Origin of the sequence: Nostoc sp. UIC 10607, from assembly GCF_047228265.1 — a bacterium.
In the GTDB taxonomy this organism is placed as follows: Bacteria; Cyanobacteriota; Cyanobacteriia; order Cyanobacteriales; family Nostocaceae; genus Nostoc; species Nostoc foliaceum_A.
Genome location: NZ_JBIQNW010000005.1, coordinates 98,106 through 121,313, shown reverse-complemented (window position 1 = coordinate 121,313; position 23,208 = coordinate 98,106). Strand labels below are relative to the sequence as shown.

22 protein-coding genes and 1 tRNA gene are annotated in these 23,208 nt (G+C 42.6%); 15 read left to right on the top strand and 8 right to left on the bottom strand.

Going from position 1 to position 23,208, the window contains the following annotated elements; translation table 11 throughout:
- The first annotated feature begins 277 nt into the window (after nt 1-277).
- The 6 genes from ACEYW6_RS06720 to ACEYW6_RS06695 all read left to right on the top strand — a co-directional run bounded on the left by ACEYW6_RS06720 (nt 278) and on the right by ACEYW6_RS06695 (nt 5,430).
- Complete coding sequence (locus tag ACEYW6_RS06720; protein WP_412979104.1) at nt 278-2,173, top strand: CheR family methyltransferase; 1,896 nt, start codon at nt 278-280, stop codon at nt 2,171-2,173.
- A 151-nt stretch (nt 2,174-2,324) separates the two neighbouring features.
- Nucleotides 2,325-2,921, top strand: a complete 597-nt coding sequence (locus tag ACEYW6_RS06715; protein WP_114083559.1) for a tRNA-(ms[2]io[6]A)-hydroxylase — start codon at nt 2,325-2,327, stop codon at nt 2,919-2,921.
- 18 nt (nt 2,922-2,939) lie between these two features.
- Complete coding sequence (locus ACEYW6_RS06710) at nt 2,940-3,344, top strand: VOC family protein (protein WP_412979103.1); 405 nt, start codon at nt 2,940-2,942, stop codon at nt 3,342-3,344.
- A 344-nt stretch (nt 3,345-3,688) separates the two neighbouring features.
- Entirely contained in the window at nt 3,689-4,177 is a 489-nt protein-coding gene (locus tag ACEYW6_RS06705; RefSeq protein WP_190893863.1) for a GNAT family N-acetyltransferase, read from the top strand.
- 33 nt (nt 4,178-4,210) lie between these two features.
- Nucleotides 4,211-4,888 carry a ComF family protein gene (locus ACEYW6_RS06700; RefSeq protein WP_412979102.1) on the top strand — a complete coding sequence of 226 codons (678 nt, stop codon included), beginning with the start codon at nt 4,211-4,213 and terminating at the stop codon, nt 4,886-4,888.
- An 86-nt stretch (nt 4,889-4,974) separates the two neighbouring features.
- Complete coding sequence (locus tag ACEYW6_RS06695; RefSeq protein ID WP_190893865.1) at nt 4,975-5,430, top strand: PPC domain-containing protein; 456 nt, start codon at nt 4,975-4,977, stop codon at nt 5,428-5,430.
- Nucleotides 5,431-5,488: 58 nt separating this feature from the next.
- Here the strand turns inward: ACEYW6_RS06695 and cobS are convergent, their stop codons facing one another.
- Nucleotides 5,489-6,262 (bottom strand): adenosylcobinamide-GDP ribazoletransferase, encoded by a 774-nt coding sequence (gene cobS / locus ACEYW6_RS06690; RefSeq protein WP_412979101.1) that lies wholly within the window; start codon nt 6,260-6,262, stop codon nt 5,489-5,491.
- A 375-nt stretch (nt 6,263-6,637) separates the two neighbouring features.
- On the opposite strand from cobS, the gene ACEYW6_RS06685 reads away from it, so the two are divergent.
- The 5 genes from ACEYW6_RS06685 (at nt 6,638) to psbM (ending at nt 9,569) form a co-directional block, all read left to right on the top strand.
- Nucleotides 6,638-7,090 (top strand): hypothetical protein, encoded by a 453-nt coding sequence (locus ACEYW6_RS06685; RefSeq protein WP_190893867.1) that lies wholly within the window; start codon nt 6,638-6,640, stop codon nt 7,088-7,090.
- Between the two features lie 398 nt (nt 7,091-7,488).
- Nucleotides 7,489-8,637, top strand: coding sequence for a tRNA guanosine(34) transglycosylase Tgt (tgt, locus tag ACEYW6_RS06680; RefSeq protein ID WP_412979100.1), 1,149 nt, complete (start codon nt 7,489-7,491; stop codon nt 8,635-8,637).
- Between the two features lie 78 nt (nt 8,638-8,715).
- The gene (locus tag ACEYW6_RS06675; RefSeq protein WP_190893869.1) at nt 8,716-8,853 is read left to right on the top strand and encodes a photosystem II reaction center protein K; all 138 of its coding nucleotides are present in this window, start codon (nt 8,716-8,718) and stop codon (nt 8,851-8,853) included.
- Between the two features lie 185 nt (nt 8,854-9,038).
- Nucleotides 9,039-9,335: a 2Fe-2S iron-sulfur cluster-binding protein gene (locus ACEYW6_RS06670; protein ID WP_196511830.1), complete on the top strand. Its 297-nt coding sequence runs from the start codon at nt 9,039-9,041 to the stop codon at nt 9,333-9,335.
- Nucleotides 9,336-9,452: 117 nt separating this feature from the next.
- A complete protein-coding gene (gene psbM / locus ACEYW6_RS06665) occupies nt 9,453-9,569 on the top strand; it encodes a photosystem II reaction center protein PsbM (protein ID WP_138497365.1) in 117 nt (38 codons plus the stop codon).
- 80 nt (nt 9,570-9,649) lie between these two features.
- Here the strand turns inward: psbM and ACEYW6_RS06660 are convergent, their stop codons facing one another.
- From ACEYW6_RS06660 to psbZ, 6 genes are all read right to left on the bottom strand, one after another.
- Nucleotides 9,650-10,501 (bottom strand): universal stress protein, encoded by an 852-nt coding sequence (locus ACEYW6_RS06660; RefSeq protein ID WP_412979099.1) that lies wholly within the window; start codon nt 10,499-10,501, stop codon nt 9,650-9,652.
- A 799-nt stretch (nt 10,502-11,300) separates the two neighbouring features.
- A complete protein-coding gene (locus ACEYW6_RS06655; RefSeq protein ID WP_412979098.1) occupies nt 11,301-12,566 on the bottom strand; it encodes a glutamate-5-semialdehyde dehydrogenase in 1,266 nt (421 codons plus the stop codon).
- Nucleotides 12,567-12,570: 4 nt separating this feature from the next.
- Nucleotides 12,571-12,978 carry a hypothetical protein gene (locus ACEYW6_RS06650; protein WP_094348002.1) on the bottom strand — a complete coding sequence of 136 codons (408 nt, stop codon included), beginning with the start codon at nt 12,976-12,978 and terminating at the stop codon, nt 12,571-12,573.
- Nucleotides 12,979-13,893: 915 nt separating this feature from the next.
- Nucleotides 13,894-13,965, bottom strand: a tRNA-Gly gene (locus ACEYW6_RS06645).
- Between the two features lie 155 nt (nt 13,966-14,120).
- A complete protein-coding gene (gene ribH, locus ACEYW6_RS06640) occupies nt 14,121-14,699 on the bottom strand; it encodes a 6,7-dimethyl-8-ribityllumazine synthase (RefSeq protein WP_190893873.1) in 579 nt (192 codons plus the stop codon).
- 189 nt (nt 14,700-14,888) lie between these two features.
- The gene (psbZ, locus tag ACEYW6_RS06635; protein ID WP_185585168.1) at nt 14,889-15,077 is read right to left on the bottom strand and encodes a photosystem II reaction center protein PsbZ; all 189 of its coding nucleotides are present in this window, start codon (nt 15,075-15,077) and stop codon (nt 14,889-14,891) included.
- A 150-nt stretch (nt 15,078-15,227) separates the two neighbouring features.
- On the opposite strand from psbZ, the gene ACEYW6_RS06630 reads away from it, so the two are divergent.
- The gene (locus tag ACEYW6_RS06630; protein ID WP_412979097.1) at nt 15,228-18,014 is read left to right on the top strand and encodes a CBS domain-containing protein; all 2,787 of its coding nucleotides are present in this window, start codon (nt 15,228-15,230) and stop codon (nt 18,012-18,014) included.
- A 12-nt stretch (nt 18,015-18,026) separates the two neighbouring features.
- Here the strand turns inward: ACEYW6_RS06630 and ACEYW6_RS06625 are convergent, their stop codons facing one another.
- Nucleotides 18,027-18,749 carry a Uma2 family endonuclease gene (locus ACEYW6_RS06625; RefSeq protein ID WP_412979096.1) on the bottom strand — a complete coding sequence of 241 codons (723 nt, stop codon included), beginning with the start codon at nt 18,747-18,749 and terminating at the stop codon, nt 18,027-18,029.
- A 479-nt stretch (nt 18,750-19,228) separates the two neighbouring features.
- Between ACEYW6_RS06625 and abc-f the strand changes: the two genes are divergently transcribed.
- The 3 genes from abc-f (at nt 19,229) to ACEYW6_RS06610 (ending at nt 23,192) form a co-directional block, all read left to right on the top strand.
- Nucleotides 19,229-20,830 (top strand): ribosomal protection-like ABC-F family protein, encoded by a 1,602-nt coding sequence (abc-f, locus tag ACEYW6_RS06620; protein ID WP_412979095.1) that lies wholly within the window; start codon nt 19,229-19,231, stop codon nt 20,828-20,830.
- A 184-nt stretch (nt 20,831-21,014) separates the two neighbouring features.
- Complete coding sequence (locus ACEYW6_RS06615; RefSeq protein WP_190893877.1) at nt 21,015-21,341, top strand: DUF6825 family protein; 327 nt, start codon at nt 21,015-21,017, stop codon at nt 21,339-21,341.
- A 165-nt stretch (nt 21,342-21,506) separates the two neighbouring features.
- Complete coding sequence (locus ACEYW6_RS06610) at nt 21,507-23,192, top strand: ABC1 kinase family protein (protein ID WP_190893943.1); 1,686 nt, start codon at nt 21,507-21,509, stop codon at nt 23,190-23,192.
- Nucleotides 23,193-23,208 lie beyond the last annotated feature (16 nt).

Below are 23,208 nucleotides of genomic sequence, written 5' to 3'. Positions count from 1 at the left end.
AATAAAGAAGAGGATTGACATAGGAAATTTATTTCCGGCCGGGCAACGGAGGTAATTGAAAATAGTAAAAAATATTAGAATCAATAAACCGGGAAAGTGTTTATGATTGACATTATCGTTAGCAAGTCCCAAAATATCAATCAACCTTCTTTACTTAATCCTGATTCCCTTTAACTTGACCTGTGACACCAAATTGGCATAGGTAGTATTATTGGAGGTTTAGGTAACAGCTTTTTGGTAAAGATTTATAAACCAAAATCTAAAATCCAAAATTGGTATGACTTCCGCAGAAAAAGACCCTGAATTTGAAAATCTACTAGTTTATCTTAGACAAAGCCGGGGATTTGATTTTACAGGCTATAAGCGCTCGACTTTGATGCGTCGGGTACGCAAGCGAATGCAGTCATTGGCCATAGAAAACTTTGGAGATTATCTAGACTACTTAGAAGTTTATCCAGAAGAATTCAATTATCTTTTCAACACCATTCTAATTAACGTCACCGCTTTTTTTCGAGATTCATCAGCTTGGGAATACTTAGCCGAGCAAATACTACCTAATATAATTAAGAATAAAAAAACTTCTGACCAAATCCGCATTTGGAGCGCTGGCTGTGCCTCTGGGGAAGAAGCTTATACCTTGGCAATGTTAATGGCTGAAATATTGGGAGCAGATGAATTTCGCCAACGAGTGAAAATCTACGCTACAGATGTAGATGAAGAGGCTCTCAACGAGGCTCGCCAAGCTACGTATTCATCAAAAGATGTCCAGGAGGTACCTGATGAACTGCGGCAAAAATACTTTGAGACTCTCGGTAACCGCTACGTCTTCCGCCAAGACTTGCGCCGCTCAGTAATTTTTGGCCGCCACGATCTACTTCAGGATGCGCCAATTTCGCGCTTAGATTTACTAGTCAGCCGCAATACATTAATGTATTTTAATTCTGAGACTCAAGCGCGAATTTTGGCCAGATTTCATTTTGCACTCAATGATACTGGCTATCTGTTTTTGGGGAAAGCAGAGATGCTGTTGATGCATTCTAATCTTTTTACCCCAATAGACTTAAAAAACCGGATATTTACTAAGGTATCGTCAGTGAATATCCGCGATCGCCTCTTAGTTATGGCAAATTCAGTAGAAGACGAATCTAACATCCGTTTGTCTCGACACCTGCGGTTGCGAGATATAAGTTTCGACACAGCAACAATCGCCCAAGTGGTTATTGATACCAATGGCACTCTAGTACTGGTGAACGAGCAGGCGCGGAATTTGTTTGCCCTTTCACCCAGAGATTTAACTCGTCCTTTCCAGGATCTAGAACTTTCCTATCGACCAATAGAACTGCGATCGCTAATTGAACGGGCTTATGCCGAACGCCGCCCGATCACTCTGACAAATGTAGAGCGCTATTTGTCCAACACAGAAACCCAATATCTGGATGTGCTGATTACGCCTTTGCAAGACACCGACACCAGTTTCTTAGGCGTTAGCATCGCTTTTCATGATGTCAGCCGTTACATTAAACTCCAAGAGGCGCTGCAACGCTCCCAACAAGAATTAGAAACCACCAACGAAGAACTTCAATCTACCAATGAAGAATTAGAAACCACCAACGAAGAACTCCAATCCACCAATGAAGAGTTAGAAACTACTAACGAAGAACTCCAATCCACCAATGAAGAATTGGAGACGATGAATGAAGAACTTCAATCTACTAATGAAGAATTACAGACAATTAATAATGAACTTTCGCAGCGCACTACAGAACTCAATCGCACAAACATTTTCCTCATCTCTATTTTGAGAAGTCTCCAAACGGGAATAGTGGTAATTGACAGCAGCTTTAACATTTCAATTTGGAATTATATGGTAGAGGATTTATGGGGCTTGCGGACTGATGAAGTACTAGGAAAGTCTATCTTCAGCCTAGACATTGGGCTACCCGTCGAGCAGTTGCGATCGCCTATCCGCGAGTCCATATCCGGGAAAAAACAATTTCAAGAAATGATCCTCGATGCTACCAATCGTCGGGGTAGGCAAATAAAATGTTACCTGGCAATCACTCCCCTGCTTGGCATTGAAATACAAGGAGCAGTTTTGATGATGGCAGATGTAGAAAGAGTCAATAGTATGATTTCGAGTCAAGAAATTGAGGAACGTCGGCAGCAGGAATGAAACAGGGAGGGGGCAGGGGGCAGGGGGCAGGGGGCAGGGAGAGTAGGGGAGAAAAGAACTTGATTTTCTGACGATAAACCCCGCAAAGTTTCTTTGGTGGACTACTAGTTTAAACTATGGAAAAATCTAAAATCTAAAATTGATTGACTCTGTGCTTACTCAATTACCAACTATTAATGTCCTGAAACAGCCCACTAGCTCTGCTTGGGTTGAACAAGCGATCGCTAACTTAGACATCATCTTACTCGACCACTCGCATTGTGAACGCAAAGCAGCAGGCGTAGCCTTGAACATGATGTTTCGCTACCCCTCCAATACTAAAATGGTTCGGGAACTAACTGCGATCGCCCGCGAAGAACTAGAACACTTTGAGCTAGTTAACCAATGGTTAGAACGCCGGAATATTCCCCTGGCTCCCTTACCACCACCTCCCTACGGCGCGGGTTTAAAAGCTCAAGTCCGCCCTAAAGAACCTGAGCGATTTCTGGATTCCTTACTAGTCACTGGTTTAATAGAAGCTCGCTCTCACGAACGCCTAGGACTATTAGCTGCTCACTGTCCAGAGCCAGAATTAGCAAAATTTTATCGTGGGCTAATGGCATCCGAAGCGCGTCACTACGGTATATATTGGGTATTAGCTGCTACTTACTTCGACAGAGAAATTGTCATGCAACGGCTTGATGAATTAGCAATTGTCGAAAGTGAGTTACTGGCGACTTTGCACCCAGAACCTAGAATTCACAGTTAGTAGACTAACCCAACAGATATGAAGCTTCAGTTAACACACCTGAGACTGCTTGTATCCAACTATAAAGATTCTTTTCTGTTCTACCGGGATCTGCTGAAATTTGATGTCGATTGGGGCGATGAAGATAGCGGATATGCTGAGTTTAATACCGGATATCTCAAGCTGGGTTTGTTCAAAAAAGAATTAATGGCTGAAGTAGTCCCAAGAATCGAACAACCTTCATATATTGTCAATCGAGATAAAATTGTCTTGATTTTCGCAGTCGATAACGTGGATGAAGTCTATGAGCAAGTAAAAGATCAGAATGCGATCGTTGTGACTGAACCACAAGATCGCCCAGACTGGGGAATTCGCACAGCTCATTTCCGCGATCCTGATGGAAATCTCATCGAAATCTACAATAATCTAGGAATTATCAGTTAAAAGTTAGCCGCCAACAACTATCCAATATCTGAACTACAAACTTAGTTATTTTAGTTCGCAATCACGAACTTAGCCCTACATCTGGTACACAAGTCCAAGGCCCAAATCCTTTTGTAATATCAATGTCAGCGATATAGTAGCGATGCCTGCGGCGGGCTACTATATCGCTAAATTATCTTTGGTAAGCAGAGAAGGGGAGGGGAAGACAATTCTCCTCCCCTTATCGCTTCATTGACACCTTGAGAGTACCGCCTGAAATAGACTCTGCCACAAAAGCTATTTGCTGGGTAAATTGGGATATAGAACCAGGAAAATTTTCTGTGTAAACTTGACCAGCAAATGGTATGAAAAACTATTATCAAGATTTTTTAATTCGTGATTGGGTGAAAAGCGATCGCACAAGAGCCGCCGAAGTCATCAGTTATGTATTATCAGAATACGGTTTGGGTTGGGAACCAAAGGGCGCTGACCGAGATGTGCTGCGAGTAGAGGAATTTTATTTAGCTACTGGGGGAGAGTTTTGGGTAATTGAACACCAAAGCCAGTTAGTAGGTACTGGGGCTTACTACCCCATACACCGTGGTGAAAAAGCCGTAGAAATCCGCAAAATGTATCTTTTACCCAGTATTAGGGGTTTGGGATTAGGGAAATATTTGTTACAACAGCTAGAAGCCGCGATCGCAGAGCGTGGATTTGGGCAAATTTGGATTGAAACCGCCAGCGTTTTGGTGGAAGCAGTCAAGCTGTATGAAAGCAACGGCTACACTCCAGCAACAGGAGTAGAAACAACAAGATGCGATCGCGTGTATGTTAAGTCATTGGTCAAAGGCTAATGACTAATGACTAATGATAAAGGACAATTCTAAATGCACACTTGGATTAAAAATCTCACAGGCTTACTCAATCTTTTTCTCCAATCCCATTGCCCTCTGTGCCAACGTGCAACCTCGCAAGAATTCTGTCAGAACTGCACCAGACAACTGCAAAAATGTCAACGAAAAGACCCGATTTCTCTATGGCAAGAGCCAATACCAGTATTTGGCTGGGGGGAGTATGGTGGCCCGGTGAAACGAGCGATCGCAGCGATGAAATACGAAAATCAACCCCAAATAGCTCGTCCCTTGGGTCAATGGTTAGGAGAAGCATGGTTGTTAAATTCACCGAGGCGAGATAGCCAGCCTGTGGTAGTTCCCATCCCACTTCACCCTAGCAAGCAAAAACAACGTAAATACAATCAAGCCGCACTCATAGGACAAAGCTTCTGCGAAATAACTGGATTAAAATTGAAACTAAATGGTTTAGCAAGAGTGCGAGAAACTGAAGCGCAATTTGGTTTATCGGTATCTAAACGAGAACAAAACTTGGCTAAAGCTTTTGCGGTTGGGCAAGAGTTTCGCCGTCGTCCTCCAAATGTCCCAGTGCTGTTAGTGGATGATATTTATACTACTGGTGCGACTGCCAGGTCTGCTGTGCAAACACTTGGTCAGTATGGAATTGTGGTCTTAGGATTAGTAGCAGTAGCCACTGCGGTCAAAGACGGATAAATCAAGAATTAATGGCAAGCTTTAGCAGATAAGTGCATAAATTGACCGAATTACCCTATTTCTGTAGAAACAATTGCTTGAAATGTATGAATAAAGTTTTTGCGGCAGGTTTAAAACAACTCATCATCATTCCTGCCACATTGCTGGCAATAGGCATAAGCACAAGTGCAGCTTTTGCTCAAAATAAATTGTATAGTCCAATTCCTTTATCTAACAGTACTGAACTTTCCGATAGCCTTTCAGATAAAGACATTCCCACAGGTCAGGGTGGGTTTGCTCGTGATTATACTGTGAGGTTAGAGAAGGGCGATAATTTAGCAGTTGACCTGTCATCTGAAAACTTTGACAGTATCATCACCCTGCTAGCACCTAATGGATCGACTCTGGCAGAAAATGATGATGGCCCAGATGGTAGTAGCAATTCCCTACTATTTACCCGCATCGTAGAGACAGGGAATTATGTTATTCGTGTCCGGTCTTTTGGGGAAACTGGGGTTGGGGCTTTTAAACTCAAGGTGACAAAGCTGCAACCTATTAAATGAAGTAGTCATTAGTCAGGAGTTAAAAATTCTTTTCTTGCTCCCTCATCTTCCTCATTTTTTACAAGGCAGTCAGTACACAGAGAAATAAGGCTTCTGTCCACTCAACGACTGCGCCGTAGGTATCTCCTGTGTGTCCACCTAGTTTGTGGTTGAACCATGCACCAGTTAAAGTAGCGATCGCACTTCCAGCAACTATCATTGCCAGTGCGAGAAATAGCTGCTGTTTATCTATTAGCACAAGTAAACCACTCAAACCCAACAACAACAACAATCCCGGTAACAAATCTCTGTAAGAACGAATGGCTTGTTTGTGAAATGCACCTTTGCCAGTTGGTTTCAGATAAGGATATCGGGCGATCGCTAGCTGCTGTCCCCAACGTCCCCAGCCACAAGCTGCCATCAGCAATAACCAACGGTTTTCTGGCATATCTGTCAAAGCAGTTATTTTTAGTAGTACCAAGGCGATCGCTGCCATTGCTCCAAAGGCACCTGTGGCGCTATCTGCCATCACCTCCAGCCGCCGATCTGGGTCGCCCACTGCCAAACCATCGGCAGTATCCATTGCCCCATCTAAGTGCAGTCCTCCAGTTATGGCAATCCAAACACTGACTACTAAAGCACTACGAGTTAACACTGGCATACCAATAAAATCCATCCCTGTATCCAGTAACCCCAAAATTCCCCCAATTACCAATCCTATAAGCCAAGCAAGACGTGCCACTCCCCCAAATTCCAAACCGTTCAAATACGGCATAGGAATAATTGTGTAAAATATAATACTTGCTGCCAGCTTTAACAGCAGCTTTTTCCACCACTGTTGCTGTTTCGTCATCTTAGTTACATTAATATTTGGTTAATTGCTGGATAATAGACTTGGGTTTGTTACAACCGATATGAACAGACTTTAAAACTTTAGATAAGATTTACTTCTATTAGAGATTCTCCTTGAAAATTTTGTTATGCTGTTCTAAGTGGTAAACCAATAATCACAGTACTTTTTATACAAAAACGAATGATTCAGGAAATTAAAATTCCATCAGGAATCAAAATTGGTGTTTTGTATTCGTTAAGTAAAAACTTACTCCAGATTAGTTAGACGATTGCCCCACAAAATTGATATTTTTTTAAATGTAGGGAGTAAACAAGCTATTCAATTATGACAGTTTAGCTATGTTGTTGCTCTCCTTAGCTCAATCGCTATTTTCCTATGAGTCACCATCTACCCGACACCAGGATACCAGCTCCGTGCATTATTAACACGGGCATCATTGTGAATAAGCTCGACATCCGGCGATTGCTGACAGATTTAGGTCGAGTCCACTACATCTACACCCAAGAAGATAAGATACTGAGCGAGGGTGAAGGGGATGTGATGGAGGTTTTCGCCAATCCACAAAGGTCTACCTTAGTGGCTAACCACGCGCTATATCTGAATGTTTGTAGTTTTGATTACTTGGAACTAAAACAGTCGTCGCAACAAGAAACCTATTTTGATTTGATGCAAGAAGGAGTGTGTCTGCGGTTGATTCCCCGCTCAACTCCCATACAAGAGCGACGAGAGCGAAACTTCAATGTCAGCGCTATAGAAGCGATGATGGAGCAAGTCCTCTCAGCCAGATGGGATGCAGAAATTGACGATGACTGTTCTGATTCTTTCTAAAATAGCAACTGTCATACCATTTTTATCAAGGAAGGCAGAAAATAGAGGGCAGTTGAAGAGAGAAGAAAACTGCTCTCTGTTTTCTGCCGCAGGCATCGCGGCAGGCTGCGCCAACGCCCTTAGAGCAAGGGCTTAAAACAAAAGCACTGAACGAGAGTTAAGTGGCTTCAAATCAGTAGGGATTGAATCCCCTCCTGCCCCCTGTCCCCTGCCTCCTGCCTCTTTCAATGAGACTGCGCTTTATTCATGTAGGAGCAATATCCTTCTTCTAACGGAGACAGTACGCATAGCTTGTTTCCACAAAGTGGTATGGGAAGCCTTCGGCTACATGAATTGCCCCTACAATCGTATAGTTTTGGGTAAGTCCTATAGGCGCATCTTCAAAAATCTAAAATGGTATGAGTGCGAATTTTTCCTTTGAATGTCTTGCTTGCTGTAGCGAAACCAAAGCTAGAGCAGGAGTGTTTTTTACTCCTCACGGTGTTGTAGAAACTCCCAGATTTATGCCAGTGGGAACGCTGGCAAATGTCAAAACTATCACCCCATCTCAGCTACGAGATACTGGGGCACAAATGATCTTATCGAATACTTATCATCTTCACCTACAACCTGGAGAAGCGATCGTGGCTGGAGGTGGTGGGTTACACAAATTTATGGGTTGGAACGGCCCAATGCTCACAGATTCAGGTGGGTTTCAGGTCTTCAGCTTAAGCGAGATGCGAAAAATTACTGAAGAAGGCGTAACTTTCCGCTCACCCCATGATGGACAAATTATTAACTTGACCCCAGAGCGCTCCATTGAGATTCAAAATACTTTAGGGGCAGATGTGATTATGGCCTTTGATGAGTGTCCGCCCTACCCAGCTACTCGCCAAGAGGTTGAAACTGCAACTGAGCGCACTTATCGTTGGTTAGAACGCTGCATTACGGCTCATCAACGCAGTGAACAGGCTTTGTTTGGGATTGTACAAGGGGGCGTATATTTGGATTTGCGTTGCCGTGCGGCGGAAGCTTTGGCTAAGTTGGATTTGCCCGGATATGCCATTGGTGGCGTGAGTGTAGGAGAACCGCCAGAATTGATGGCTGAGATTGTGAAAGTGACAGCACCGCTTCTACCGCCTGAAAAGCCGCGTTATTTGATGGGTGTCGGTACTTATCGGGAAATGGCGATCGCGATCGCATCTGGTGTAGATTTATTTGATTGCGTAATTCCCACCCGTTGGGCAAGACATGGGACGGCAATAGTCCAGGGCGGACGCTGGAATTTAAAAAATGCTAAGTTTCGTGAAGATTTTACGCCATTAGATGAAACTTGTCCTTGCTACACTTGTCAAAATTTTAGCCGGGCTTACATATCTCATTTAGTGCGATCGCAAGAAATTTTAGCTTATACTTTGTTGAGCATTCACAACATTACCGAACTAATTCGCTTTACGCAAAAAATTAGAGAAGCAATATTGAGCGATCGCTTTGTTACAGAATTTGGTCACTGGCTTAACTCATCTGAATCAGCACCAGATGAGGGGGAAATTACAAATGACTATTGACAAATGATCAAGACCCAAACCATGTTAAGATATCTCTCAATTATGAAAGCTGTGTTGGATAGTTGGATTTAAACAAACATGGAAGCAGGACTTTTATTAGCAAAACTGCCTGAAGCTTACCAAATCTTTGATCCTTTGGTGGACGTTCTCCCAGTCATCCCCGTATTCTTCTTGTTGCTTGCTTTCGTTTGGCAAGCAGCCGTGGGATTTAGGTAAGTTAATCTATTTTTCAATTTATAGAACAGGTACTATACCTGTTCTATTTTTTTGTGGTGATATATTTTATAAAATTAATATTTATTAATATTTTGTAATGATTTAATATAATAAATAAGATGTGAATCAAGCCATGTCAATATGAAGCCTTGAAAGCCAAGCTTAGAGTCAAGGAGGAATTAGTTATGGGTAATATCAAATTCGTTAAAGAGAATAAAGAAGTAGTGGCGGCAGATGGTGCAAATCTCCGGCTCAAAGCGATGCAAAATGGCATTGATATATATACATTCATTGGCAAGATGACCAATTGCGGTGGTAATGGTCAGTGTGGTACTTGCGTTGTGGAAATAGTCGAAGGAATAGAAAATCTCTCCCCCCGCACAGACGTAGAAAACCGAAAATTCAAAAAAAAGCCAGAAAATTACCGCCTTGCCTGTCAAACTTTAGTGAATGGCTCAGTCAGTGTGGTTACGAAGCCTTAACTTTTGTGGGATCAACCGTGGTTAGCATGTGAGAAAGTAAAAAATTTGGGCTAACTCTGTCATTGATGATGCTATCCTAATGTTGTTGACTGGAAATTTAAGAGAGGCTTTCTTGCCATGCAAGTTAATGACCTGGGGTTCGTAGCGAGCATTTTGTTCGTACTAGTCCCCACTGTGTTTTTACTAATTCTGTACATCCAAACTGCTAGCCGCGAAGGTGGAAAAGATAGTTAAAAGTTTGTGTATCAAATAAAAAACCCCTGCACCAGTAGTGTAGGGGTTTTTATTTATCTACCACTAACTCTATTTTGCCTTTAAGCGATCGTCCGCGCCAATAGTACCGGACAAGTGGCATTGACTCGAACATAATCAGACAAGGAAGATCCGATGAGTCTGTCTATATCGACAAAACTCTTAGCGATCGATGGGCGGCGATCAGGAGAACCGAGCAATAATAAGTCTACATTCAACTCCTCTGCCAATCGACAAATTTCTTCACCAGGTTTGCCACTGCTGATATAAGAACGAGATTGGATGCCCTGTTTTTCAGCTTCTGCAACTGCGGCTGCTAAAACTGGATTTTTGTCTGAACTAACTTCAGTTATTTCCGATTTTTTACCGCCTAAGTCTGTAGTAACATTTGCCAAAATTAACTGGCCTCCCTGAATATCTCGCAGTAAAAACAGTGCCAATTTCAAGCAGTTTTTTGCAGAATCAGAGTTGTCTATTGCCACCATAATGCGCTTAATTCTTTTCACATAAATGTCATCTTTTACCAGCAACATGGGGCGAGAAGATAGTTGAAAAACATACTGGCTGACTGAGTTCGATAAAATCGATTGCAGCCGCTTAAGTCCGCGTGAACCCATAATAATCAAGTCAGCGTCGATTTCATCAGCTACTTGGCAAACTACATCTTTGGGGTCGCCTTCGCGCAAAATTGAAGAAACTTGGCTAGGGTCTAAGTTCAAAGTTTGGATGGCATTCGCCAGAATTTTACCACCATTTTCCCATTTAGTTGTCATAGTAGCAGCAGTACTCTGTGCCTGAACAACATGCAAAATTGTAACTTTTGCAGATTCAATTGAAGGGATTTCTCTCAGGGTTTTGAGCATTTCTTCTGCGTGTCCCAATCCCGATACAGCCAGCAAAATTCTTCTTATCATATTACGTAATTTTTGTTAAGTTTACTTTTGTTTTCGCTGTTAGTACTTGGCTCTGGTAAAATTTTTACCGCCTTGCTCGACAATCTAGTTAGTAAGTTGGCACAAATAAACTTTGTTTTTTAGTATTTAACACTCAAACAAATGAATAAGTAAACAAATGTTTAGATTTATTTGCACCTAGTTACTTAAACTCTCAACTAGACTTCAATTATTAAGCATACTCTCAACTTAGCCTGAAGAACTTAATAAATTATGATGTTAGTTATTATTTTTAATCTATGTTAATTTTTTTTAATTATAAATTAGTTAAGTATTGCAAAGAAATGCCAAAATAACTCTTCAGAAAAATTTATTCACTATAAGCCTTGACAGGCGATCGCTCAGGCTTGAATAGTCTACGACTAATTCTAAATTTTCCCTATTATCCGCCTTTTTTAAAGTCTCTTGCAGTTTTGGGAACTCAGATAGGATTGCCATATTCCAACAGCAGAAAAATGTAGGATAACAACATCCGAATTCAGATGTTCTAATAGTAAAAATCATATTTAATACTATATTGAAACCCCCCCAATAGAATCTGTGGGGGTTTGTTTGATTACTGATGAGATTCGCTTAACTTAGATGCGCCCCTGGTTGTCCGTTTTGGACTACAAACGAAGCTAGGGTTTTCACAGAGGCATTCAAGTCTCAGTTGTCGGATTGGAGCATGGGAAGAATTTGGTGGGATATTTAGACCCCACAGAACTGCCACTACAGGCACTTTTGGCAAACCCTTTTTTAATTACGAATTACGAATTATTTAAAATCTGCCATTCCCCTGAACAATGTGCTTGACGGTGGTCAAAGTTTCCAGGCTGATAAATCCCCGACGATGACCTTTTTGGTTAGACATGCCAAGAAATACTGAATCTCCCCGTGAGGGGTTGCGGGAAAACCGCGGGGAAGTGTTGATGTAGGTAGAAGCACTGTTAACTCCTAAGGCAAACTGCCGACTTTCCTGATAGGATTCAGTAACGATAGAGTCAGCATGACCACTGCTGTGTTCATTAATCCAGGCGATCGCACCCTCTAAGCTATCCACCAGTTTAAAAGCTACTGTCCTAGTTAAATAAGGGTTTCCCCATTCGCCTTCCTTCACCAGCTGCAACTGGGGAAAGGCTTCTACTAGTTCTGCATCCCCTTTAATTTCAAAGCCTTTTTCCATCAAGCTGTTCCACAGAACTGCTAAAGATGATGGCAATGCTTGGCGGTGAATGAGTACTTTTTCAATGGCATTAACTTGGTCTGGTTCGCTCTGATGGCTATTAAAAATCATCCAGCGCACCATTTCTAAGCTGCTATTGAGCGACCAGTAAAGATAACAGTTACCCATTGCTGACTTTAAGACTGGGCAAGTTGAATGTCGTACTACCTGCTGTATTAAGGTAGTGCGCCCGTAGGGAATCACTAGATTCACATACTGGTCTTGGGTAACTAAATCCCGAATCGAAGCCCCATGTTCTGCTGTGATCAGTTCTAGACAGCCTGGAGCTAGACCAACTTCTGCGATCGCACTTTGCAGGATCTCAGCGATGACCGCGTTAGAATGACTAGCTTCAGTACTGCCTTTGAGAATAATACTATTGCCAGTTTTGATACAAAAACCCGCTGCGATCGCCCCTAAATCCGGGAACGCTTCATAAATAAATCCAATCACTCCCAAAGGCATTAACTGGGTGTAACTTTGGGAATCTTCCAGTTGATAATCAGCGGTTCTGACGCGCCGCAGCGGATCTGATAATTCCCCCAACCGTTGTAAAATGTCCACGGTCATCTCTAGCCTTGTGGGAGTCAGCTTCAGCCAGTCCAATATCAACTCTGGCACTGCCATTTCTCGACTGGCTTCTAAATCCAAGGTATTGGCTTCTAGAATGTCGTCAAATGAGCGCTCAAGGGCTTGTGCCATTGCCAGTACTGCACGACTCCGGTCTGCTCCCTTTGTGATCCCTAACTTTAGGGAAGCATGATAGGCTCGTTGGGCGCTAGTAATCGGTTCGGGGTGGTCATCCAAAACTTCAACAGTCATTGAGTTAACGTCTGTAGGTAAGCCAGACCATTAGCGCTGGCAGAATAGCCAATAGCACCGCCACCATTGCCCAAGCAATAATACTGGAACCATTTGCTAATCGCAGCGCTAATGGCAGCCATATAATCACTAGCACGAAAATAATGCCAAGTGCTATAGGCAGATAGCTTTCTCCCAAGCGGGGATGGACAACATGCCAACTATTTCCCATCCAACGCCAAGCCCGCTTGTAAGGATAGGTGGTAGAAAGCTGTTCTAGGACATGACCATTATCTTCTACTACAAAGATTTGCTGACAGCGATCGCAACCAAATGCTTCTGTCAGCGTAATCGGAATTAACTGACCCCGGCGACGACAGGGACAGGGGTATTCGGTATTAAAGTCTATTTTTTCGGGTTTTTGAGATTGCACAAGCGTTCTAATAACTTGAGCGTGTTTTACACGAACAACGAGAATATGATCCCTTAGTAAATGCCTGATAAGGCTTATCTCTTTATAAAGATGGACAAGCGATGCAAACATCGCCATGATTGCAAACACTAGATACAACCGACTCTAAATGTCCTAATTGCCATATCAGTACGAGGTTATCTGTTTGTAATCTTTGCTCGTAGCTGGCAATCTTATTTAAGAATTTCCTTCTCTTCATTTGTCGCTTTAAAGGTAATGTGGTTGCGTTTTTGGGCATTTATTGTGCTGACACACCTGGTACAATTTTAAGCCTACGGGGCGACCACTCCTAAAACAAATCGTTTGGGAAGGCTACGCTCATAAACAACAGACGCTAACAAACCCGCTAATTTACCTTTGGGTCACTGTATATTACTATCCAGTGATCAAGGTTAGATCGGGATTAGGTCTAATCTCTATTCCTTGCATTTCACAAGCGTTTCAAGAGCGGGAATTACCAAAACATCCAGAGTGCCAGAGTGTGTGACTCTTTCTCCAAATATCTTTCTCCAAATAGATTGTGGCTAACTTCACTGCTACAAGACGCTTTGCACCTGACTACACTACTATTTAACTAGCCACTTTTAGTCCAGTGTAATACACCCTACACAAAACGAATTGATTACACCTATACAGATTGTAGCCAAGCTAATGTATATCTACACCAGTCTAAAGCTGGGTTTTATATTTCTTAGCATGTGGGTAACGTGATTTGAGTGGGCGATATTCAAATTGAGACAGTAGACGATTTGTTTGCTCAATCTGTCTACATAGGGAGCGATTCACAAGAGTGTAGTGCGAATCGTCGAACACTTCAACGCACCCTAAAAATACTAAACCCCTTGGAATTATCAAGTCCAAGAGGTTTTAGTTGGAAGCGGGTAACGCGATTCGAACGCGCGACATTCACCTTGGCAAGGTGACGCTCTACCACTGAGCTATACCCGCAATCAATTGCCATATATCAATATCGCAGATTCATCCCTGATTGTCAACCCCTTAATTTAGTTATTGGTCATTAGTCATTAGTCATTAGTCATTAGTCATTAGTCATTAGTCATTGGTCATTAGTGAATAACAAAGGACAAATGACTAATGACGCCCTAGCCTAGTTCTTCTGACTCCGCAGTTAAATTACCTATGCTGGCACTTTGAAAAGAGGCTGGCAAAGACTGGCTATTACGAGAATATGGCTCTGCTAGGTTAGAACGCAATTGCCGCATCAGGCTTGCCATTTCTAGGGCGTTCAGGGCATAATCCCAGCCATGATTACCTTTTATGCCTGCCCGTTCTAAGGCTTGCTGCATAGTGTCTACTGTCAAAATACCAAAAATTACTGGTACTCCAGTTTGAAAGCTAGCGGCAGCAATGCCTTTAGAAACTTCTGCGGATACATAATCAAAATGGGGTGTTTGTCCTCGAATGACTGCACCTAGACAAATTACAGCATCATAACGATGGGAAAGTGCTAGTTGGCGAGCTACTAAAGGTACCTCAAAACTTCCTGGAACCCAAACATAGTCCACCTGATCGCCTTGGGGGTTAGGATCTACACCGTGGCGTTTCAAGCAATCTTGACATCCCTCTAGCAGCTTTCCGGTAACTAGGTCATTGAATCGACCAATCACTACTGCAAACCGTAAAGGCTCCGTTTGGGTAAAAGTTCCCTCGAAAACTGCCATGACTGCCTCTTAATCAACTATACTTCTGGCCAATATACATTTCTTATTAAAATGTAGAGGAGCAGGAAAGCACGGTCAGAAAAAAGAAAATTGGAAAAAATTTCTCCTTTTTTCCTTTGGTTTTTGACCTTGGCTTTTCTGCCCCTCTAGTTCTTATATTATGTGCCTGCGCCAGAGCGAAGCCGTCGCTTACACGACAAAAAAGTTTAACAAACCAACTAAAAACACCAAAGCAATCCAAGCGGCGGAACCAACCCAGAGCAGTTTTTTAGATTCAACCCAATTTTGGGGAGTGGCGTAAGCAACGGGGACGCCAACAACCAGGACAAAAGACAATAGGACTAGACCTATCAAGGCAAATTGGAATATTATGGTCATTTTTGCTTCTCCCAATACAGCGAAATACTAAGGATAGAATATCCTAAAGGGCGACACTGACACTTTCTTATTATTTTTAAGCTAGCAGAAATTGCAACATTTTAGTCATTTGTCCTTTGTCTAAGTACCAATGGCTAATGACTCGTAACTATGGATTTAATTCTTTGCCACACAACAGCAGATTTTGATGCACTAGGAGCGGCGGTAGGGTTAACGCGCCTACTACCGGGAAGTAAGATTGTGCTGACTGGCGGTTCTCACCCTCCTGTACGGGATTTTTTAGCATTGCATCGGGATGAATATCCGCTGATTGAACGCCGTTCGGTGAATCCAGAAAAAATTCGTTCTCTGACTGTGGTGGATACGCAACACCGCGATCGCTTGGGTAAAGCTGCTGAGTGGTTAGATTTACCCTATGTAAGAGAAATTATAATTTATGACCATCACTTAGGACAAGAATCAGATATTCCTGCCACGGAATCATATATTTCCTCAGTAGGAGCCACGACAACTTTGATCGTGGAGCAATTGCAACAGCAGGAAATTTCCTTGACTCCTGCCGAAGCAACTGTGATGGGTTTGGGTATCCACGTTGACACTGGCTCTTTGACTTTTGACCAGTCTAAACCACGGGATGCTTTAGCTTTGGCTTGGTTGATGCAACAAGGTGCTAGTTTATCAGTAATTTCCACCTACCGTGACCCCGGATTATCTCCGCAATTGCAGCAGCTATTAACTGAGGCACTGGAAAGTTTAGAATATCTCTGTCTACATGGATATACGGTTGCTTGGGTAACTCTGAAAACAGATGGTTTTGTACCGGGGCTATCGAGTCTGGCTTCGGAACTCGTGGAATTAACCGAAATTGATGCCCTACTGTTGGCTAATGAATATCCTTTGAGTGAAAGTGATTCACGCTTAACTGTAATTGGGCGATCGCAAATTCCCAAAACGAATCTTAACCTATTATTCCAACTTCTAGGTGGCGGCGGTCATTCACAAGCCGCATCGCTCAACTTAAGGGGAGTTGATTCACAGGCAATATTAAAACAACTCCTAGATGGGGTAAAAGCACAAATTCCTCATCCCCTCACCGCTAGGGACTTGATGTCATCTCCTGTTCGCACAATTCTGCCTGAAACTACTATTAGTGAAGCCCAGCGCATTTTGTTGCGCTATGGACACTCTGGTTTATCTGTAGTCGATGCTCAAGGGCAATTAGTAGGTATTATTTCGCGGCGGGATATTGATATAGCCTTGCACCACGGATTTAGTCATGCGCCAGTCAAAGGCTATATGACCACAAATCTCAAAACGATTGCACCAGATACGACACTGCCACAAATTGAAGCGCTGATGGTGACATACGATATCGGACGCTTACCAGTATTGGAGAATGAGCAGTTAGTTGGTCTGGTCACTCGTACTGATGTCTTGCGGGAATTACATCAGGAAAGGGATGAAGACGGAGAAAGAGAGCAAAAATTCAAAATTCAAAATGACGCTCACAGACTCGCTCTAAGCGTTGGCGCAGCCTCTCGTAGAGAAGCCATGCCAAAGGCTTACGCTGCACTAACAAAATTCAAAATTCCTCTCAGCACTGAGTTGCAAAATCGGCTTGCTCCGCAACTGTGGCAATTGCTCACCATAGCATCGCAAGAAGCAGAACAAAGAGGTTGGCATCTTTATCTTGTCGGGGGTGCAGTCCGGGATTTGCTATTAGCTAAAGCAGCATCGGGCACTTTGATGATTAAAGATATTGATCTTGTGGTTGATGGCTTTCACAAATCAGCAGATGTTGGTGCTGGTGTAGAACTAGCAAAGGCACTCCAGCAACTTTATCCTGTTGCCCGCTTAGAAATCCACGGAGCTTTTCAAACTGCTGCTTTGTTGTGGCATAAAGACCCAGAATTAGATTCTTTATGGGTAGATATTGCCACCGCTAGAACAGAATTCTATCCTTATCCAGCAGCAAATCCAGAAGTTGAGGCTAGTTCTATTCGTCAAGACTTGTATCGGCGAGATTTTACCATCAACGCCCTCGCCTTGCGCCTCACTACTCCCCGTGCTGGTGAATTACTCGATTTTTTTGGCGGATTACTAGATTTACAAGCCAAGCAAATTCGGGTTTTACACCCCAACAGCTTTATCGAAGATCCCACCCGGATTTATCGTGGCGTGCGCTTTGCCGTGCGCTTTGGATTTCAAATTGAACCGCAAACTGAAGAGTTTATCCGCTATGCCATCAACAGTGGTGTTTACGATCGCACTGCTCAAGAGAATAGCAAAACTCCAGCTCTGCAAACTCGACTAAAAACAGAATTAAAGCACATTCTAGAAGCTCCTTACTGGAAATCGGCTTTGCAGTTACTCGATAACTTAGGGGCATTGCAATGTATCCATCCTACCCTCCAGCTAGACGCAGAACTCCTGCGACAACTACTTTTGCTAGAACGCTGCTTGCGGCGATTTGATGCTGAACAAACTCTCATCCATTGGGAAATGCGCTTAGAAGCCTTAATCGCCCATCTAGCAACACAATATCGAGCGAAAGTAGCAAAAAATCTGCAACTGCAAGAAGATAGCATTAAACGCTTGCAAAACTTGGCTTCTGCCCAAACTGAGGTGATGGAATCTTTGCCTAAGTGTCAAAGTCCCAGTCAAGTAGTGCAGTTGTTGCGGCAGTACGACTTACCAATGCTGATTTTAATTGCTTTGCAAAGTCCGCGATCGCTTAGACATCAGATTTGGGAATATTTAACTGTTTTGGCTAATGTGCAGCCACTATTGAATGGCAATGATTTAAAGAAACTTGGTTACAAACCAGGCCCCCAATATCGGCAAATATTAGATGATGTAGTTGCTGCTGCCTTAGATGGAGTGATTAAAGATAGGACGGAAGCTGAGGAGTTTTTAGTGCAAAACTATCCTAAATGAAATAGCTCTGGTCTAAATTGTCTCTGGATCGATATTTAACTCCCGTAGTTTTGCTGCTAAACGTTCAGCTTTTTGTTCAGCTTGTTCAGCTTTTTGTTCAGCTTGTTCAGCTTTTTGTTGTATCTGATCTGCCGTTTCTTCCGGTGTTGGTACTAGTTGCCCATCTCGTGTAAAAAACCGCAATAAACCTTCATAAACCCCCAAGTATAACCCTAGCTGATGACTCCACAAATATCCTTGTTCACTTGCTTGTAAAGGTTGATATTCTCCATCTACTAAATGAAATCCCGCAAATTCTTGTGTGTAAGGGTCGAACCAAAAATAATCGGGTGTGCGGAAGGTATCTTGATAGATTTTTTTCTTTAAATCTTTGTCAGTATTCGCTGTTGAGTCAGACAAAATTTCCAGAATTACATTCGGATATTTGCCATCTTCTTCCCAGACTACCCAACTTTTACGGGTTTTACGTTCACATCCCAGCACTACAAAAAAGTCTGGCCCCCGGAAGTGTTCTGATTTGCGTTGGCGTGGACTGTAGTAAATAGTCAGATTTCCCGCCGCATAGAAATCATTTCTATCTCGCCACAACCATTTTAGGCATTTGAGTAAGAGCATGATTTGCTCTAGATGAAGTTCGCTTTCCAAGGGAGGCTCATCACTATATAAATCACCAGGGGGAAATATAACATCTTGACAGATGCCTTCTTGAAAATCTAATTCTTGAGCTATGGTCATAGAATGGATACGGCATCAAGTAGTTATGGATTTATTTTAGCAGTGTTGTAGTTAGCGATCGCATAGCATACCCTAGGTAATCGCCGATTTTGAGGATGGGGTAAATCATAAAATTAAGGCTTAACACAGGCGCAGTTTAACTACAGAGAGCACAGAGAAGAAAAAAGCGATCGCTACCTTCCGAAATACCTTCATGCTAGACTGTAGTCAATATCAAACCTCATCACAACTCCAACGAGATAGCACAAATGAAGTAGTACCAAACACTTGTTGCGCCAAAGCAACAAATGTCAACGAAGAATAAACGCAACTAGTTTGACAGGGTTACTTCACATAGTCATGTACTAAAAATATTGTCATCACTCGTATCTACATTGAACCGCTTGGCAACTATCTGCGGCTAAGTTTTTTTGTGTCTAATCTACCCGTAATTGTTGTGAACACGCGGGTGGAAGTTTGCGAATTGAGGTTTGAGAAGAATGCCGAAAAAATCAATATTATTAGCTGATAATTTAGCCTACGAAATCAGCTTAGATAGAACTTTGTTTCAAAAAATTCAGGTGAGTATCGAAGCAGGCGATCGCATTGCTTTAGTCGGTCGCAACGGTGTAGGAAAATCAACCCTACTCAAGATAATTGCAGGTCAAATTAGCCCCAATACAGGCTCAGTTTGGCGTAATTGTGTTGTCTATTATTTGCCACAAATCAGCAATATCAGACAAGAAATAACAGCAGATACAGTACTTAACTTTTTGATTTCCACTTCTGATGAATGGTGGAAGATTGAGGATATTTTGCAAACACAATTTGATACAAGTATTGATTTTTCTCTACCAATTACTAACTTGAGTGGAGGAGAACTCACAAAACTATTTCTAGCGATCGGTTTAGCTCAAGAACCAAATTTACTGTTGCTGGATGAGCCAACCAACCACATGGATTTGCAAGCGTTAGAAAGTTTAAGGCAATTTCTCCAAAATTTTACTGGCGCGTTTGTGATTGTCTCGCACAAGCCTTTTTTCTTAGACCAAGTAACACAAGTTACTTGGGAACTTACACCTGTTGGAATAAAGGTATATGGAGGCAATTTTTCTCAGTATAGAGAACAGAAAGAAATCGAGTTAGAAGCAGCATTGCGATCGTACGAAGCTGCCAGAAAGGAACTCAAACGTACCCAAGCCACAGCTATGCAAGAACAGCAATGCGCAGCCCAATCTAGCCGCAACGGTCGCGCCAAGTTTCTGAATGGCAGTATTGATAGAATGGCAGCAGGGCTGATTAAAACCAAAGCTGAGGTGTCTACCGGAACTGCGAAAAAGAAACATGAAGCAGCAGTAACAAAGGCGAATCAAAAGGTTGCAGAGACGAAGGTCAAAACTACCAAAGTAACGAGTATTCAGCTAGAAGAAAAAAATCAAAAGCGCAGAAATCTAATTAATATCCAGGGTGCAAATCTTAGGATATCAGAACGGCTATTGATTCAAAATATTCAACTGCATGTATCATCTGGCGATCGCATAGCCATTATCGGCGCAAACGGTTCTGGTAAATCGAGCCTGGTAAAGGCTATTCTGGGAATGGAAAACCAAACAGCAGTTTTGGACTCAGGTGAGGTTTTGCTAGCACCAACAATGAAAGCTGTATATCTCGATCAAACCTACGAATTGGTAAATCGCCGATACACACTTTTGAAAAATATGCAAGCTGTTAATCCTAATCTCAGCTATCAGCTTTTACGTCAACAGTTGGGACACTTCCTCTTTAAATATGATGACGTTCACAAAGGCGCCTCTGTACTGAGTGGAGGTGAGTTAGCAAGATTAGCGATCGCTATGATCAGTATCTCAGAAATCGATCTGCTGATTCTCGATGAGCCAACTAATAACCTGGATATTGAAACTGTTGAACAAATGGTAATAGGTATCAATGACTATCAAGGAGCGCTTTGGGTAATTTCCCACGATTTAGATTTCCTCAGCCGGATTAATATTACTCAAAGTTTCAAATTGAAAGAGCAAGCCTTGCAAATGACCACCTATTTACCCAGTAGACCAGACCAATATTATCGAGATTTACTATAATGTCACGATAATATTTGATCCCAGGTCGGTGTAGCCCTCGTTTGTGTGCCCGTAAACTCCGCGAATTCTATTCGTTAGGGCTGAAGTCGCACATTGCGTCACGTAAATCTCTAACTCCTCAGCAGAAGCCGTAAAGCATACAGGCAAGTTATAATTCTCTTGCGGATCAACGTAACAAAAATTTATGAGTAACCCCCTTGTGCAAGCCTTTTTCGTAGGCAGAGCAGTAGCTGAAGTAGTTAATGAGCGTTTAGAGGTCGCTTTGACCGATGCTTTGAGTGATCTGGGCAAATTTGATGCAGAAGCTAGAGAGCAGTTGCGCCAGTTTACAGAAGAAGTCGTAGAGCGGGCAAATCGGGCAGCAGAAGCAGCTAATGCTGGTCAAGCTACTACAAGTAGTGGAAAAGCTAGTTCTGATTCAGGCGACTTGCAAGCAGATATTGATGAATTGCGAGCAGAAATTGCGCTGTTACGAACAGAATTGCAACATTACCGCAGAACTTCTGCATAAATTTAGTCATTAGTCATTGGTCATTGGTCATGAGTTATTAGACCAAAAATTATCCACAAATGACAAAGGACAAAAAACAAATGGCACTTTATCAAAAACAGTTTAGGAATCAGAGTGTCTTTTCTTCCAAGTGATTCGGTTGCAAACCAACGGTACACACAGCATATGGAACAAGGTTATTCAGATAAGGCATACCGTTGGAATCGGGAAAACTACTCTAGCAGACGGCGTTTTGTGGACATTTGGTCTTTTGTCTTGACCTTATTGTTCAAACTTTGGCTATACAACAAATCTTGGAGTTATCCGGGTGGCGTGACTGAGGCAAAGCAAGCTGCAAGACGCAAAACCCAAGCGGTCTGGATTCGTAATACCCTGCTGGATTTAGGACCAACCTTTATCAAAGTTGGGCAACTGTTTTCTACCCGTGCTGATATATTCCCTATTGAATATGTAGAAGAATTAGCCAAGTTACAAGACAAAGTACCGGCATTTAGCTATGAGCAAGTAGAAGCGACCATTGAGAAAGAACTAGGCAAGAAAATTCCTGAGCTATTCCATAATTTTGAACCTATTCCCTTAGCTGCTGCTAGCTTGGGGCAAGTACACAAAGCTGTGCTGCATACTGGGGAATCGGTTGTTGTCAAGGTGCAACGTCCTGGACTAAAAAAGTTATTTGAAATAGATTTACAGATTCTCAAGGGAATTACCCGCTATTTTCAAAACCATCCTAAATGGGGAAGGGGGCGAGATTGGTTGGGTATTTATGAAGAGTGTTGTCGCATTCTTTGGGAAGAAATTGATTATCTCAATGAAGGTCGTAACGCTGATACTTTTCGCCGGAACTTTCGCGGCTACGATTGGGTGAACGTCCCAAGAATATACTGGCGTTACGCCACGTCCAGAGTACTGACTTTAGAATATCTCCCTGGAATTAAAATTAGCCAATACGAAGCTTTAGAAGCAGCAGGTTTGGATCGAAAGGCGATCGCTCGTCAAGGCGCTCAAGCTTACTTACTACAGTTGCTCAATAGTGGCTTTTTCCACGCCGATCCTCACCCAGGCAATATTGCCATCAGTGCAAGTGGTGCTCTGATATTCTACGATTTCGGTATGATGGGGCGGATTAAGTCCAATGTCCGCGAAGGACTGATGCAAACACTGTTTGGCATTGCTCAAAAAGATGGCGATCGCGTTGTGCAGTCTCTGATCGATTTAGGCGCGATCGCCCCAACGGATGATATGGGTCCAGTGCGGCGTTCCGTCCAGTACATGCTGGATCATTTCATGGATAAGCCTTTTGAAAACCAATCGGTGGCAGCAATCAGTGACGACCTTTATGAAATAGCTTATAATCAGCCATTTAGATTTCCAGCAACCTTCACTTTTGTGATGCGAGCTTTTTCTACCCTAGAGGGGGTAGGCAAAGGTTTAGATCCAGAGTTTAACTTTATGGAAGTTGCCAAACCATATGCAATGCAGCTTATGACCGATATGAATGGTTCTGAGGGGAATAGCTTTATTAACGAATTAAGTCGTCAAGCAGCTCAGGTAAGTAGTACCGCGTTTGGTCTACCACGTAGGTTAGAGGATACCCTAGAAAAGCTAGAACGGGGAGACATGCGCCTGCGTGTTCGGTCTATCGAAACTGAACGCCTGTTGCGGCGGCAGAGCAGTATTCAGCTCTCAATAAGTTATGCTCTGTTAATCAGTGGGTTCACACTTTCAGCTACGATCTTAGTGGTTAGTAAGTCTGTATGGTGGGCACTAGTGCCTGGTTTAATTGCAGCAGTGCTTTCAGTGATCCTGATCAGACTACTTTTACGCCTTGACCGTTACGATCGTATGTATTAATTGTTGCAAAAATAAT

Coding starts and splice junctions, on each gene's coding strand:
- ACEYW6_RS06710 (WP_412979103.1), top strand. CDS start 2,940: ATGAAGCTTCAGTTAACACACCTGAGACTGCTTGTATCCAACTATAAA.
- ACEYW6_RS06700 (WP_412979102.1), top strand. CDS start 4,211: ATGCACACTTGGATTAAAAATCTCACAGGCTTACTCAATCTTTTTCTC.
- ACEYW6_RS06660 (WP_412979099.1), bottom strand. CDS start 10,501: ATGATAAGAAGAATTTTGCTGGCTGTATCGGGATTGGGACACGCAGAA.
- ACEYW6_RS06630 (WP_412979097.1), top strand. CDS start 15,228: ATGGATTTAATTCTTTGCCACACAACAGCAGATTTTGATGCACTAGGA.
- abc-f (WP_412979095.1), top strand. CDS start 19,229: ATGCCGAAAAAATCAATATTATTAGCTGATAATTTAGCCTACGAAATC.
- psbZ (WP_185585168.1), bottom strand. CDS start 15,077: ATGACCATAATATTCCAATTTGCCTTGATAGGTCTAGTCCTATTGTCT.
- ribH (WP_190893873.1), bottom strand. CDS start 14,699: ATGGCAGTTTTCGAGGGAACTTTTACCCAAACGGAGCCTTTACGGTTT.
- ACEYW6_RS06655 (WP_412979098.1), bottom strand. CDS start 12,566: ATGACTGTTGAAGTTTTGGATGACCACCCCGAACCGATTACTAGCGCC.
- cobS (WP_412979101.1), bottom strand. CDS start 6,262: ATGACGAAACAGCAACAGTGGTGGAAAAAGCTGCTGTTAAAGCTGGCA.
- ACEYW6_RS06610 (WP_190893943.1), top strand. CDS start 21,507: ATGGAACAAGGTTATTCAGATAAGGCATACCGTTGGAATCGGGAAAAC.
- psbM (WP_138497365.1), top strand. CDS start 9,453: ATGCAAGTTAATGACCTGGGGTTCGTAGCGAGCATTTTGTTCGTACTA.
- ACEYW6_RS06720 (WP_412979104.1), top strand. CDS start 278: ATGACTTCCGCAGAAAAAGACCCTGAATTTGAAAATCTACTAGTTTAT.
- tgt (WP_412979100.1), top strand. CDS start 7,489: ATGAGTGCGAATTTTTCCTTTGAATGTCTTGCTTGCTGTAGCGAAACC.
- ACEYW6_RS06695 (WP_190893865.1), top strand. CDS start 4,975: ATGAATAAAGTTTTTGCGGCAGGTTTAAAACAACTCATCATCATTCCT.
- ACEYW6_RS06625 (WP_412979096.1), bottom strand. CDS start 18,749: ATGACCATAGCTCAAGAATTAGATTTTCAAGAAGGCATCTGTCAAGAT.
- ACEYW6_RS06685 (WP_190893867.1), top strand. CDS start 6,638: ATGAGTCACCATCTACCCGACACCAGGATACCAGCTCCGTGCATTATT.
- ACEYW6_RS06705 (WP_190893863.1), top strand. CDS start 3,689: ATGAAAAACTATTATCAAGATTTTTTAATTCGTGATTGGGTGAAAAGC.
- ACEYW6_RS06670 (WP_196511830.1), top strand. CDS start 9,039: ATGGGTAATATCAAATTCGTTAAAGAGAATAAAGAAGTAGTGGCGGCA.
- ACEYW6_RS06675 (WP_190893869.1), top strand. CDS start 8,716: ATGGAAGCAGGACTTTTATTAGCAAAACTGCCTGAAGCTTACCAAATC.
- ACEYW6_RS06615 (WP_190893877.1), top strand. CDS start 21,015: ATGAGTAACCCCCTTGTGCAAGCCTTTTTCGTAGGCAGAGCAGTAGCT.